This is a genomic window from Lysinibacillus sp. FSL K6-0102 (genome assembly GCF_038003545.1).
In the GTDB taxonomy this organism is placed as follows: Bacteria; Bacillota; Bacilli; order Bacillales_A; family Planococcaceae; genus Lysinibacillus; species Lysinibacillus capsici.
In genome coordinates this window covers 4,676,307-4,689,734 of the sequence record NZ_JBBOPH010000001.1, presented here as the reverse complement: position 1 = coordinate 4,689,734, position 13,428 = coordinate 4,676,307, and the positions used below count along the sequence as shown (strand labels likewise).

At 37.7% G+C, this 13,428-nt stretch carries 14 protein-coding genes; 12 read left to right on the top strand and 2 right to left on the bottom strand.

Features of this window, described 5'->3' with window-relative positions; genetic code table 11:
• Positions 1–36 precede the first annotated feature (36 nt).
• The 10 genes from NYE73_RS23890 (at position 37) to NYE73_RS23845 (ending at position 9,650) form a co-directional block, all read left to right on the top strand.
• Positions 37–738, top strand: a complete 702-nt coding sequence (locus NYE73_RS23890) for a polyphosphate polymerase domain-containing protein (protein WP_259950962.1) — start codon at positions 37–39, stop codon at positions 736–738.
• A gap of 19 nt (positions 739–757) precedes the next feature.
• Entirely contained in the window at positions 758–1,441 is a 684-nt protein-coding gene (locus NYE73_RS23885) for a DUF4956 domain-containing protein (protein WP_004233537.1), read from the top strand.
• 42 nt (positions 1,442–1,483) lie between these two features.
• Positions 1,484–3,268, top strand: coding sequence for a CotH kinase family protein (locus NYE73_RS23880; RefSeq protein ID WP_259950963.1), 1,785 nt, complete (start codon positions 1,484–1,486; stop codon positions 3,266–3,268).
• A gap of 87 nt (positions 3,269–3,355) precedes the next feature.
• Complete coding sequence (locus tag NYE73_RS23875) at positions 3,356–3,958, top strand: class I SAM-dependent methyltransferase (RefSeq protein WP_259950964.1); 603 nt, start codon at positions 3,356–3,358, stop codon at positions 3,956–3,958.
• 402 nt (positions 3,959–4,360) lie between these two features.
• Positions 4,361–5,581 (top strand): ABC transporter substrate-binding protein, encoded by a 1,221-nt coding sequence (locus NYE73_RS23870; protein WP_016992165.1) that lies wholly within the window; start codon positions 4,361–4,363, stop codon positions 5,579–5,581.
• A gap of 146 nt (positions 5,582–5,727) precedes the next feature.
• Positions 5,728–6,603, top strand: coding sequence for a branched-chain amino acid ABC transporter permease (locus NYE73_RS23865; RefSeq protein ID WP_016992164.1), 876 nt, complete (start codon positions 5,728–5,730; stop codon positions 6,601–6,603).
• A gap of 12 nt (positions 6,604–6,615) precedes the next feature.
• Positions 6,616–7,551 carry a branched-chain amino acid ABC transporter permease gene (locus NYE73_RS23860; protein ID WP_048395511.1) on the top strand — a complete coding sequence of 312 codons (936 nt, stop codon included), beginning with the start codon at positions 6,616–6,618 and terminating at the stop codon, positions 7,549–7,551.
• Positions 7,551–8,330, top strand: a complete 780-nt coding sequence (locus NYE73_RS23855) for an ABC transporter ATP-binding protein (protein ID WP_048395513.1) — start codon at positions 7,551–7,553, stop codon at positions 8,328–8,330. Before NYE73_RS23860 ends, NYE73_RS23855 begins: the two co-directional genes overlap by 1 nt.
• Positions 8,330–9,037 carry an ABC transporter ATP-binding protein gene (locus NYE73_RS23850; RefSeq protein WP_048395515.1) on the top strand — a complete coding sequence of 236 codons (708 nt, stop codon included), beginning with the start codon at positions 8,330–8,332 and terminating at the stop codon, positions 9,035–9,037. Before NYE73_RS23855 ends, NYE73_RS23850 begins: the two co-directional genes overlap by 1 nt.
• A gap of 115 nt (positions 9,038–9,152) precedes the next feature.
• Positions 9,153–9,650 (top strand): cupin domain-containing protein, encoded by a 498-nt coding sequence (locus NYE73_RS23845; protein ID WP_054548948.1) that lies wholly within the window; start codon positions 9,153–9,155, stop codon positions 9,648–9,650.
• 41 nt (positions 9,651–9,691) lie between these two features.
• Here NYE73_RS23845 and NYE73_RS23840 read toward each other — a convergent pair whose 3' ends face one another.
• Both NYE73_RS23840 and rluF read right to left on the bottom strand, forming a co-directional pair.
• Positions 9,692–10,411 (bottom strand): DUF6904 family protein, encoded by a 720-nt coding sequence (locus NYE73_RS23840; protein ID WP_054548949.1) that lies wholly within the window; start codon positions 10,409–10,411, stop codon positions 9,692–9,694.
• 27 nt (positions 10,412–10,438) lie between these two features.
• Complete coding sequence (gene rluF / locus NYE73_RS23835) at positions 10,439–11,140, bottom strand: 23S rRNA pseudouridine(2604) synthase RluF (protein WP_259420050.1); 702 nt, start codon at positions 11,138–11,140, stop codon at positions 10,439–10,441.
• A 242-nt stretch (positions 11,141–11,382) separates the two neighbouring features.
• Here rluF and adh point away from each other — a divergent pair, with 242 nt between their 5' ends.
• Positions 11,383–12,903: an aldehyde dehydrogenase gene (gene adh / locus NYE73_RS23830; protein ID WP_004233561.1), complete on the top strand. Its 1,521-nt coding sequence runs from the start codon at positions 11,383–11,385 to the stop codon at positions 12,901–12,903.
• 21 nt (positions 12,904–12,924) lie between these two features.
• Positions 12,925–13,284 (top strand): DUF779 domain-containing protein, encoded by a 360-nt coding sequence (locus tag NYE73_RS23825; protein WP_048395522.1) that lies wholly within the window; start codon positions 12,925–12,927, stop codon positions 13,282–13,284.
• Positions 13,285–13,428: the final 144 nt, after the last annotated feature.

Here is a 13,428-nt window from a genome sequence, read left to right as displayed (position 1 = left end):
CAGTCTGACACTAATACAAGTAGGGAGAGTGATGAAATGCCAATAGTTACTTCATTTAATCCAAATGGTCGCCAAGAAATAAAGCAAGCGATCTCTTATCCAGATTATGCATTATTAAAAGCCAAGCTTCAGCATGTTATGCAGCGTGATCATCATGCTGGCTTAGACGGTAAATATTTAATTCGTAGTACGTACTTCGATAATTTTGCCAATAAAGTGTTAAATGAGAAAAAAGAAGGCTTTATTAATCGAGATAAATATCGAGTACGCATATACGGCAAGTCTAATAATGTTATTAATCTTGAGCGGAAGAGTAAGCGTAACAATGTGACCTTTAAAACAAAATGTTCAATATCTCAAGCTGAGTATGAAAAACTACGTATTGGCGAGATAGCCTGGATGGAGAATGATGACCGAGCGCTAATTCGAGATTTATATCATGAGATGAATTACAACCAGTTGCGACCTACTACGGTAGTGGATTACGAGAGAGAAGCCTATATCTATCCGTTTGGCAATGTGCGTGTGACATTTGATAGTAAGGTGCAATCGAGTCTACGCAACACGGATATGTTTAATCAAAACTTGCCTATGGTCGATGTGCTGGAGCCGAATCTTGTAATTTTAGAGGTAAAGTACGATGAATATCTACCAGACATCATCAAATATTTACTACAGTCAGTGGATACTCGTGCTGAGGCCTATTCAAAATATCAACTTAGTCGTATGTACGGCTAATAATAAAGGAGAATGAACAATGGATACAATTAAATTTAGTGATATTTTTAAATCCAACTTTTTAGAAAAAACAACCTCATTTTCATTAATCGATTCAATTATTGGTTTAGTAGTAGCGTTTTTTATTGGGCTTTTCATTTATGCTGTTTATAAGAAGACCTTTAATGGAGTCATTTACTCACATTCCTTCAATATCTCACTACTTATAATGACAATGGCAACAGCACTAGTGATTATGGGAATCAGTTCAAATGTTCTGCTGTCACTTGGTATGGTTGGTGCTTTATCTATTGTACGTTTCCGTACACCTATTAAGGATCCCATGGATTTAGTCTATATTTTCTGGGCAATTGTTTCAGGTATTTTATGTGGTGCTGGCTTTATTCCATTAGTGATTATTGGTGCTATATTAATCGGACTTGTATTGCTAATATTCGTTAATAAAATAACGGTAGAAAATCCGTATTTACTAATTGTAAAGTTTGAAGAGGAATTGGCTAATGCTGAAATTGAGCGAATTATTGCTGCGCAAACAAAAAAATTCGCTCTCAAATCGAAATCCATTATGCAACAGAATGAAATCGAAACAACTTATGAAATTCGTGTAAAACAAAATGATGCAAAATTGATGGATGAACTAACAAAGGTAGCTGGTGTAAAATCAGCCATTATGCTGAGCTATGATGGGAATTTCACAGCGTAATGACCTCATTAACAAATAGAACTACGATGAGAGGTGACGGCTATGATTAAAACACGAATTGTCTATCTATGCATGGTGATTTTACTCCTTCTCTTTGTCGTGATATATGCTGTACTTCCAAATGTAGGCATTGAAACGAAAAATTCTGAGTTCTCCTATGAGAATATAGTATTTAATAGCAATAAAGTAACAACAGTTGATATTGAAATTGCTGAGGAAGATTGGGCTGACATGCTCGAAAATGCTTCTGCTGAAGAATTAAAACAAGCAGATATTACAGTAAACGGCAAGAAAGTTGAGAATGTTGCTATTCGTACAAAGGGCAATCTATCATTACGATCGGTTGTCAATAGTGACTCAGATCGCTATAGCTTAAAAATCGATTTTGATTATTATGATGATACACAAAGCTTGTATGGCTTAAAAAAATTAAATTTAAACAATAATTATAGTGACTCTACATTAATGAGAGAGTATATCTCCTATGAACTGATGGAGCAAATGGGTTTATCAACACCAGCACACTCCTATATGTATGTCACAGTGAATGGTGAGGAGCGGGGTTTGTTCTTAGGGGTAGAAGCTGTGGATGAGACATTCCTGGCTAATAATTACGGCTCTAATGATGGTTTTCTATTTAAGCCAGATGGGACAGGCAGCGATTTAAAATATATTAGCGACGATATCGAAGACTATACAGGTATCGGATTAAAAACAAATGAAGGTAATATTAATCAATCCAAATTAGTTGAAATGCTAGACGCAATTAATAATGGTGGAGACATAGAAAAGTATATCGATGTGGATGAAATGTTACGTTATTTTGCCGTCAACACAGCACTTGTGAATTTAGATAGTTATCAAGGGAATATGAAACATAACTATTATTTATATGAACAGAACGGTGTGTTTTCTATTATTCCTTGGGATTACAACATGTCCTTTGGTGGCTTTGGGGCTGGAGGCGGTAGAATAGCAGGAGGAAACGGTGAAAATCAAGCTGACGTTACTACTAATATGGAAAAACCAGTGGCACAAAACAATGGACAACCCGATCAAACTGGCGATGGGGGTATGCAGCAACAACGAGGTGGCGGCGTTGACATGGGCATGGGCATGTCGGGCAATCTAATAAATGATAGTGCTATTAATTTTAGTGTGACAACACCTGTTTCTGGCACAACATTAGAGGAGCGGCCACTCTTGAAGGCATTGCTTTCGAATGATGAATATCGTGACAAATATGAAGGTTATTTAGAAGAACTAGCGACAACTTATTTAACAGAAGAGTATGTGCAATCCATTACTAAAAAGTTAGCTGTCTTATTAACTACTTATGTGGAGGCGGATCCAACCAAATTCTCTACTACGGAGCAGTTTTTAGAAGCAGTTGAAGGTGAAAATAGCTTGCCGGAATTTGCCAAACAGCGCTCAGAATCTATATTAAGGCAACTGTCTGGGGAGCTTGTTGTGGAATCATCTACGTCTTCTCAGGGCAATATGGGTATGCCAATACCAAGTGAAAATGGTGAAATGGATTGGATGCCAGATGATTTTGATCCAAGTCAGCTACCAGAGGACTTTGATCCATCAAAGAGCCCACCTTTTAATAGAGAGGGCGAGGGTCCGAGAAATGGACAAAATGGAGAACAAATGCAACCTCCTGATGGAAATGGAGCCCCAATGGGAATGCCTGGTGCGAATAGTGAAGCTGCGAATCACGAGCCTGTTATTGATAAAAATACAATGTTTACAGCCATTACATGCTTAGTGCTACTCCTTCTCGCACTTCTCTTTGTTGTTAAATTTAAACGTAGAGGTCGTTAGAAAATAACCATATCCAATATCTTTGGGTATGGTTTTTGCTTTTTATCGTGTTAAAATAAAGCATTCTTTTCTGAGGAGTCCTTTCATATGAATGAACAGCAATTTGATAAACATTTGCATATAAACACGGTGGGAGAGCAATATGGCTTTCCTAAGCTTGCACACTATCATCGTTATGAGCCAACACCCTACAGAGGATTGGAGCAATTATTCGCTGCGTATCAGATGCCTGACAATCCAGTATTTATTGATATGGGGTGCGGGAAAGGGCGAGTTCCTATTTATGTGCACCATAAGTTCCATATACCAACTATTGGGATAGAAATGGATGCAGGGTTTTATACGGAGGCTGAAGAAAATAAACGTAGTTATCTTCAAAAAATGAGAGCACATGCCCCTATTAAGTTTATTCATACAATAGCCGAATCATATGAAATAAAGTCACGTGATAATGTGTTTTTCTTTTTTAATCCTTTTTCAATCCATATTTTTCGTACAGTCATTCACAATATTTGGAAATCCTATGAGCGCCGAATGCGAGATATTCATATAATTTTATATTATCCGCCTTACGATTATTTACAATTTTTACATCATGGAACACCATTTGAGTTGCTTCATGAAGTGCATTTAGAAAATGAAACAAATATTAATGAGCGCCTTTGTGTCTTTGAATTAAAAAAAGCTTAGAGTATGGGGAAACCCACTCTAAGCTTTTAACTATTTAGAGTACAGGTATAAGCAGTTAGCTACTTGTAGTCTTATGATTATTTTCAGGGAAATAATTCTAATAGATGGAGGTTTCTCTAAAGTAACTAGACTTTATTGTGAAAAAACAATTTCATCTGATAGTTTTGTACTAGTCTATAGTTTGAATTAAAAGATAATTCATAAATAACTAATTATACTGAAAAATCACTCTAGACTAAATATAAAGAATGTTTTACAATGAAAAAGGCTTATATGAATAATATTTTCTTTTGTTTTTAGATAGTTATAAATAATTATTTTGGCTATTGAGTAAATGAATTTAATTGTTTATAATTATCAGAAATATCTAATATTTGAGAAATTTTCAGGGGGAATTTAATTATGAGAGAGAGCAAAAAGCTTAAGAAGTTCGGTTCACTTTTAGTAGCATCTTCATTACTTGCTGGTGTTCTTGCTGGTTGCGGTAACGGAGACGATTCAAGTTCTGGCGGAGGCTCATCATCAGGCGGAGGTTCATCTGATGGCGATACAATTAAAATCGGTGCCAACTTAGAGCTTTCAGGGAATGTAGCATCTTATGGTTCCTCTATTGGGCTAGGTGCAGAACTGGCTGTAAAAGAAATTAATGATGCTGGCGGTATTGATGGTAAGAAAATTGAACTGATTAAAGTAGATAATAAATCAGAGAACTCTGAAGCAACTTCAGCTGCTATTAAACTAGCAACGCAGGATAAAGTAGTAGCAATGCTAGCACCTGCAACTTCAGGTAATACAGTAGCTACTGTTCAAATTGCAAATGATAATAAAATTCCTATTGTTACGGGTTCTGGTACAGCACCGAATATCACGGTAAATGAGGATGGCAGTGTTAATGAATATGCTTTCCGTACATGCTTTATTGACCCATTCCAGGGGATTGTAGCAGCTAATTTTGCTTCAGGTGAGCTAGATGCGAAAAATGTAGCTATTTTTGCAGATAATGCATCAGACTATGCAAAAGGTTTAGCAAAATCCTTTAAAGAAACGATTACGAAGAGTGGCGGAAAAGTTGTAAAAGAAGAAGCTTATGTAGCGAAGGATACAGATTTCCGTACACAATTAACAAATATTAAAGCGGCAAATCCTGACTTTATCTTTATCCCTGGATATTATGAAGAAGTAGGTTTGATTGTTAAACAAGCACGCGAAATGGGCATTGATGTACCTCTGATGGGTGCTGATGGTTGGGATTCTCCAACTTTAATTGAATTAGCTGGCGCGGATGCATTGAATAACACATTCATCACAAACCACTATTCTGCTGAAGACCCAGATCAAAAAATTCAAGATTTCGTAAAGGCATTTAAAGCGGCAAATGGTGACAAAGCGCCTGACGCATTCAACGCACTTGGTTATGACACAATTTACTACATTGCTGATGCAATTAAACGTGCAGGCTCTACAGATGGGGAAGCAATTAAAAATGAATTAGCTGCAACAAAAGATCTTTCTTTAGTAACAGGTACTTTCTCAGTTGACGAAAATCATAACCCAATTAAAACAGCAACAGTTCTTGAATTTAAAGACGGTAAACAAGTGTTCAACTCTAAAGTTAATCCTTAATGTTTTGTAAGCAAGGGGGAGGCGGGTAAACACGCCTTCCTTTTTTGTGTGTTAGATAACTAGAATCGTAGAGCAAAACATAACTTTTAGTATCGATCTATGTACTTATTTTTCAATTTTCAGAAAATTTAAAGGAGTGAATGCGCATGGAATGGATACAGCAACTTGTGAACGGTATTTCACTTGGAAGTATCTACGCGTTAATAGCGTTAGGGTATACGATGGTATACGGTATTATCAAGCTGATTAACTTTGCTCATGGTGATGTCTTCATGATTGGGTCATTTATTGGCTTTTACGCTATTGCTAAATGGGAGCTTGGTTTCTTCCCAGCATTATTATTGGCGATGTTAGTTTGTGCAATTTTTGGTGTATTAATTGAACGTATTGCCTATAAACGTTTACGAAATGCGACACGTATCGCAGCTTTAATTACAGCGATAGGTGTATCGCTATTAATTGAATATACAACAATTTTCTTCAGAGGTGCACAACCAGCAGCATATCCTGAAGTTTTCAAAAATAAATCATTAGATATTTTTGGCGTTCAAATCAGCAGTACTTCCATCTTAATTTTATCAGTCGCAGTTGTACTGATGATTCTTTTACAATTCATCGTACATAAAACAAAAATCGGTAAAGCGATGCGTGCCGTTTCCCACGATGCAGATGCAGCTCGCTTAATGGGTATTAACGTTGACAATACAATCTCTGCAACGTTTGCGATTGGTTCAGCTTTAGCTGGTGCAGCAGGTGTTATCTTTGGGGTTTATTATACAAAAATTGACCCGTTAATGGGGGTTATTCCTGGGGTTAAAGCATTTATCGCAGCTGTTCTTGGTGGTATTGGTATCATCCCTGGCGCTATGGTTGGTGGTATGTTACTAGGTGTTGTAGAGTCCTTAGTAAGTGCACTTGGCTTCTCGTTATGGCGTGATGCAGCGGCATTCGTTATTTTAATTTTAATCTTAATCTTCAGACCATCGGGTATCTTTGGTAAAAACGCCCGTGAGAAAGTGTAGGTGAGCGGTTTTATGAAAAAGTCTAAAGTTTTCTGGGGCTATGCCGTAATAGCGCTAGTCATCTATGCAGTTGTACAATTGTTGATTACAACAGAAGTAATTGATTTGTACTATAAAAATATGTTGATCACAATGTGTATTAACATCATGTTGGCTGTCAGCTTGCATATTGTTATTGGTGTTACTGGACAGTTTTCAATTGGGCATGCTGGGTTCCTTGCAGTTGGAGCATATGTATCCGCTATTATTACAACAAAGTTAATGTTACCATTCCCATTGGCCATCTTATTAGGGGCTGCTGCAGCAGCAGTTGCTGGTTTAATCGTAGGGATTCCAACGCTTCGTTTAAAAGGGGATTACTTAGCGATTGCTACACTTGGATTTGCAGAGATCATTCGTATTATCTTTTTAAATACGGATTATGTTGGTGGCGCAGCAGGGATGCAGGTTAAATATTTATCGAACTGGACATACGCATTCTTTGGCGTAGTGTTAACGATTCTAGTTATCTCAAACTTTACAAATTCTCGTCATGGGCGTGCGTGTATTTCCATTCGAGAAGATGAAATAGCAGCAGATGCGATGGGTATTAACACAACTTACTATAAAGTTGTTGCATTTGCGATTGGGTCTTTCTTCGCAGGTCTAGCAGGAGCCATTTTTGCACATAACTTTTACATTATTCAACCGACAACATTCGGTTTCTTAAAATCATTTGATATTTTAATTTACGTTGTACTTGGTGGTTTAGGAAGTCTTTCTGGTTCAGTGATTGCTGCGATTTTCCTAACAGTCGTGTCTACTTATCTAGCAAACTTCCCAGAAACGCGTATGATTATTTACAGTTTAGTATTAATTATCGTGATGCTTTATCGTCCAACAGGCTTAATGGGAACGAAAGAGATAACACAATTATTTAAGTTTGGTAAAAAGGGAGGTACGAAATAATGACTGGAAACCTTCTTATCAATGTTGAAAATATGGGTATTCAATTCGGTGGTTTAAAGGCAGTACAGGGTGTTAATATGTACCTTAACCAAGGCGAGTTGGTAGGACTTATTGGGCCAAACGGAGCTGGAAAAACAACTAGCTTTAATATGTTAACAGGGGTATATACACCTACGGAAGGTACAATTACTTTTAATGGTCTGAAATTGAATGGACTTGCACCCTATCAGGTTACACAGAAAGGGATCAGCCGTACGTTCCAAAATATTCGATTATTTAAAGAGCTATCTGTTCTTGACAATGTAAAGGTAGCCAATCATTCACTTGCAAAGCATTCTATGTGGGCTTCTATTTTTCGTTTACCTACGCATTTCAAAGGTGAGGCCGAAATGGAGCAACAGTCCATTGAGTTCTTAAAAATCTTTGGCTTAGATGTCTATAAAGATGAGCTAGCTAAGAATTTGCCATACGGGATGCAACGTCGTTTAGAGATTGCTCGTGCGTTAGCAGCAAATCCCAAACTGCTTCTATTGGATGAACCAGCAGCAGGGATGAACCCACAAGAAACTCACGATTTAATGGAGCTAATTGCATTTATTCGTAAAGAGTTCGGCTTAACAATATTGCTGATTGAGCATGATATGAGCTTAGTTATGGGTATTTGTGAGCGCATTTACGTACTTGATCACGGACAATTAATCGCTGACGGGACACCAGAAGAAATTCGCAACAATCCAAAGGTAATAGAAGCATACCTTGGAGAGGAGGTTATCGGCTAATGCTAAAAGTACAAAATATCGATGTTTTTTATGGCAACATCCAAGCATTAAAGGGCCTCTCTTTAGAAGTAAACGAGGGTGAAATTGTAACGTTAATCGGTGCAAATGGTGCTGGAAAAAGTACGCTCTTAAAGACATTGTCAGGTTTATTAAAGCCAAAAGGTGGCATTATTGAATATGAAGGCTTTTCGATAGCTGGGAAAGCGGCACAGACTATTGTTAAATCAGGGATTTCTCACGTTCCAGAAGGACGCCGTGTTTTTGCCAATATGTCAGTTGAGGAAAACTTAGAGCTTGGTGCGTATCTGCGTAATGATAAAGCAGGTATTAAGAAAGATATGGATCATGTTTTCGAGTTATTTCCACGATTATTAGAGCGCCGAAAACAGCAGTCAGGTACATTATCTGGTGGGGAACAGCAGATGCTGGCGATGGGGCGCGCCTTAATGGCAAAACCAAAACTGTTATTAATGGATGAACCTTCGATGGGTCTTGCACCGTTGATGGTGAAAAATATCTTCAATATTATTGAACAGGTTAATAAAGAAGGAACAACCGTATTACTTGTAGAGCAAAATGCTAATATGGCATTATCTGTCGCTAACCGTGCATATGTACTTGAAACAGGGCGTATTGTTTTATCTGGTTCAGCAAAAGAGCTACAAGAGAGCGAGCAAGTAAAGGCAGCTTATTTAGGCGGATTATAAAAATGGTAGGACATCTCATGTTGAGATGTCCTTTTTGGCTTGTATGTTGAAAGAAAATCAGAGGTAGCATTTCCACTTTACTTTTTGGTAAGGTTGAAAAAAGGAGTGATGCTTTTTGAAGTATTCAGCACAATATTTTATTGAACATTTAAAGTTAGCCGAACATCCTGAAGGGGGCTATTACATTTCATCGTTCCGTGCATCGGACGATATAGCAGTGAGAGATGTACAGAGACCGATTTATACTAGTATATATTTCCTTCTGCGCTCACAGGATATTTCACATTTACATCGTCTACAATCGGACGAGCTATGGTATTATCACGCTGGAAGCCCACTAACAGTTCATATGATTTTCCCAGATGGGACATATGAAGCGAAGAAGCTTGGCTTGAATATAGAAGCGGGGGAAGTCCCTCAGCTTGCAGTACCAAAGCATACAATTTTCGGCTCGTCGGTGGAGGAATCTGAGACGTTTAGTTTAGTCGGATGTATGGTGGCGCCAGGCTTTGACTTTGAGGACTTTGAATTGTTCACACAGGAAGAGCTTTTAGTAGATTATCCTCAGCACAAGGAAGTTATTTATAAAATGGCCTACAAAACAATTGAATAGAAAAACAGCCGTCTCAATTATTTTGAGACGGCATGATTCGTTCACCACAGTATTTCTTCAGGATAATTAAGTTGAATTTGAATATCATGTAATGCTTGTTTCGTTGCCATAGCTGCTTCCATCAGGTGGGATTTTAATGCTACATATTCATGGTCCTCTACCATTAATCGCACAGCAAATGCAGCTAAATGTGCCTGACGTTCCTCTTTACTTAATTCAATATACTCTAGATTTAAAACATCAACGTATTGTGTTGCAAAACGGAAAGTTAAGGGGTTTTTAGCATGTAACATTCTTAAAAACACAACATAATCTTCGTCACTTACCTCCTGCTCTAAACATTCAGCAATAGCTGCTTGAAATTTACGAATAATAGCTATCTCATGATTCCATATAGAAGCATTGTTTAATTTTTGGTGCAGTTCAATAAAATCATTTAATGCGATTGCACTAAAGATAATTTCTGGCCAAAGAATTTCTGTTGAAAAATAGACATTCTTATTTGGAAAGATGAGTTCATGTTGTGTTAGAACACTCTTATTAAGTCCATTACTAACAAACTCTAGGTGATGCTCACCAAGCATAGCATGTCTTAGTTTATAGCAAACGCTTAAAATACGTAGTCGAGGACCCTGATAATCATAGTATTTATTTTCGTCACCAGTTACTTTATAAATAGCATTAATTAGTTCATCTAAATCCCAATAATCCGCGCTAATTCGTACCCCTGTTAGTTGTTCTGTGCTTTGAATGGATATCATAGTCCTCGTCCCTCCCTTTGGATGTATCTATTTTGGTGTGTAATTGAGTAGTTTGAATAGTTCTGTTCGTTCCTTCTCCGTTAAATCACGCCATTGCCCTACCTTTAAATTACCAAGCTTAATATTCATAATACGAATGCGTTGTAGACGCTTAACGGAATACCCTAGTGCTGAGCACATTCGGCGAATTTGGCGGTTTAAGCCTTGCTCTAAAATGATTTTAAATACTTTATCTGAAATCTTTTCCACATGGCATGGTAAGGTTGTTGTATCTAAAATATCGACACCTTCACCCATTTTTTGGATGAATTGCGCAGTTATAGGCTTATCAACTTGAACAATGTATTCTTTTTCATGATGATTTTCAGCACGTAGAATTTTATTGACGATATCACCATCATTCGTTAATAATAATAGCCCCTCTGATTCCTTATCAAGACGCCCGATATGAAAAATACGTAGAGGATGATTGACAAAATCAACAACATTGCCTTTTATATGACGCTCTGTCGTACTTGTAATGCCGACAGGTTTATTTAGAGCAATGTAAACAAGCTGTTGTTCTTTCTTTACCTCTTTTCCATTCACGCAAACAATGTCTCCTGTTTCAACTTGACTACCAACTGTTGCCAGTTCTCCGTTAATTGTTACCTTTCCTTCTGCTATCCATTTATCAGCGCCACGACGAGATATGATGCCTGTTTCACTTAAATATTTATTAATACGCATATTGTTCTCCTATATTTTATATTATTTTTAAGTATACCTTAACGTCGCACATACAGTGAATGCTAGAAGCTTTTCTAGCAAAAATAAATTAGTTGGAAAAAGTTTTTGAAAAAGTTGAAATTATTTTATGTTTCTGACAATATATTAGGTGAGAGGGTTTCTATGAAAATATTGTTATTCCGATATAAAATAACGTTTTTTGTAGATAGTTCTCATTAAATTGTGTAAAGGGGAGAAGTAAAATGGTTTATGCATTTCCAAACACTGAAGGATCGGTAGTTCAATTCAAAGAGAAATATGATAATTATATCGGTGGCGAATGGACACCCCCAGTGAAGGGTCAATACTTTGATAACGTTACTCCTGTTACTGGACAAGTTTTTACACAAATAGCACGTTCCACAGCTGAGGATATTGAACATGCATTAGATGCGGCACATGCTGCTAAGGATGCATGGGGTAAAACATCACCAACAGAACGCGCAAACATTTTACTTAAAATTGCGGACCGTATCGAGCAAAATTTAGAAAAGCTAGCCGTTGCTGAAACATGGGATAACGGTAAAGCGGTACGCGAAACATTAAATGCAGACATCCCTCTTGCAATTGATCATTTTCGTTATTTTGCTGGGGTATTACGTGCTCAAGAGGGCTCAGTAAGCCAAATAGATAACGATACAGTTGCTTATCATTTCCACGAGCCAATTGGCGTAGTTGGCCAAATTATACCTTGGAACTTCCCGTTATTAATGGCTGTATGGAAGCTTGCGCCAGCACTTGCAGCTGGAAACTGTGTCGTATTAAAACCTGCAGAACAAACACCAGCATCTATTATGGTGCTTTTAGAATTAATAGAAGATTTACTACCACCAGGTGTCATTAATGTTGTAAATGGATTTGGCTTAGAAGCAGGGAAACCGCTTGCATCAAATCCACGCATTGGTAAGATTGCCTTTACAGGTGAGACAACAACAGGGCGTTTAATTATGCAATACGCTTCTCAAAATCTTATTCCAGTAACATTAGAACTGGGTGGTAAGTCGCCAAACATTTTCTTTGAAGATATTATGGATAAAGATGATGCCTTTTTAGATAAAGCTGTTGAAGGCTTTGTGCTATTCGCTCTAAATCAAGGGGAAGTATGTACTTGTCCTTCCCGTGCACTGATTCAGGAATCAATTTACGATAAATTTATGGAGCGCGTATTACAGCGAGTAGAAGCCATTAAAGTTGGCAACCCACTTGATCCAAACACAATGATGGGTGCACAGGCATCTAGTGAGCAAATGGAAAAAATTCTTTCTTATTTAGATATTGGTAAGCAAGAAGGTGCAGAATGTCTAATTGGAGGAGACAAAAATAATGTAGGTGAAGGCTTCGAAAATGGCTACTACATTAAACCAACTGTTTTCAAAGGACATAATAAAATGCGTATATTCCAAGAAGAAATTTTTGGACCAGTAGTTGCTGTCACGACATTTAAAACGAAAGAGGAAGCATTGGAAATTGCGAATGATACATTATATGGTTTAGGATCAGGTGTTTGGACGAGAGATATTAATACGGCATATCGCTTCGGTCGTGAAATCCAAGCTGGTCGTGTTTGGACAAACTGTTACCACGCATATCCTGCACATGCTGCATTCGGTGGCTACAAAATGTCGGGTGTTGGTCGTGAAAATCATAAAATGATGTTAGCGCATTACCAACAAACGAAAAACTTATTAGTTAGCTATAGCGAAAACAAACTTGGTTTCTTCTAATTCGTAGGGAGGTGCATGAGCGTGGTTGAACGTGTATTAGCTACGGAAGAAGCGCTAGCACTAATCGATCTATTAAAAGAGAAACATGGGCCCGTTATGTTTCATCAATCAGGCGGATGCTGTGATGGCTCCTCACCTATGTGTTATCCAGAAGGGGATTTGCTAATAGGAGATCAGGATGTGTGCCTTGGTGTAGTGGGTGGTGCCCCTTTCTATATGCACAAAAATCAATATGATTACTGGAAGCATACACAAATCATATTGGATGTGGTGGACGGCAGAGGCGGCATGTTTTCACTCGAGGGCGTAGAAGGAAAACGTTTCCTAACAAGGTCAAGAGCCTTCAACTCTGAAGAACTGCAAGAGCTAGGGTTAATTTAACAAGTTATCTGTACAGCGGCAAAGTTTTTCTGCCGCTGTTTTTTTATCTGGAAGTAGAAAAGTTATTGTATGGAAAGGGAGGCTTTAGGACACATGACTCTTTTCTTATAGGAATGATGAATATTGATTTTGGGCGTTCAAGTG

Coding starts and splice junctions, on each gene's coding strand:
- NYE73_RS23890 (WP_259950962.1), top strand. CDS start 37: ATGCCAATAGTTACTTCATTTAATCCAAATGGTCGCCAAGAAATAAAG.
- NYE73_RS23885 (WP_004233537.1), top strand. CDS start 758: ATGGATACAATTAAATTTAGTGATATTTTTAAATCCAACTTTTTAGAA.
- NYE73_RS23880 (WP_259950963.1), top strand. CDS start 1,484: ATGATTAAAACACGAATTGTCTATCTATGCATGGTGATTTTACTCCTT.
- NYE73_RS23875 (WP_259950964.1), top strand. CDS start 3,356: ATGAATGAACAGCAATTTGATAAACATTTGCATATAAACACGGTGGGA.
- NYE73_RS23870 (WP_016992165.1), top strand. CDS start 4,361: ATGAGAGAGAGCAAAAAGCTTAAGAAGTTCGGTTCACTTTTAGTAGCA.
- NYE73_RS23865 (WP_016992164.1), top strand. CDS start 5,728: ATGGAATGGATACAGCAACTTGTGAACGGTATTTCACTTGGAAGTATC.
- NYE73_RS23860 (WP_048395511.1), top strand. CDS start 6,616: ATGAAAAAGTCTAAAGTTTTCTGGGGCTATGCCGTAATAGCGCTAGTC.
- NYE73_RS23855 (WP_048395513.1), top strand. CDS start 7,551: ATGACTGGAAACCTTCTTATCAATGTTGAAAATATGGGTATTCAATTC.
- NYE73_RS23850 (WP_048395515.1), top strand. CDS start 8,330: ATGCTAAAAGTACAAAATATCGATGTTTTTTATGGCAACATCCAAGCA.
- NYE73_RS23840 (WP_054548949.1), bottom strand. CDS start 10,411: ATGATATCCATTCAAAGCACAGAACAACTAACAGGGGTACGAATTAGC.
- rluF (WP_259420050.1), bottom strand. CDS start 11,140: ATGCGTATTAATAAATATTTAAGTGAAACAGGCATCATATCTCGTCGT.
- adh (WP_004233561.1), top strand. CDS start 11,383: ATGGTTTATGCATTTCCAAACACTGAAGGATCGGTAGTTCAATTCAAA.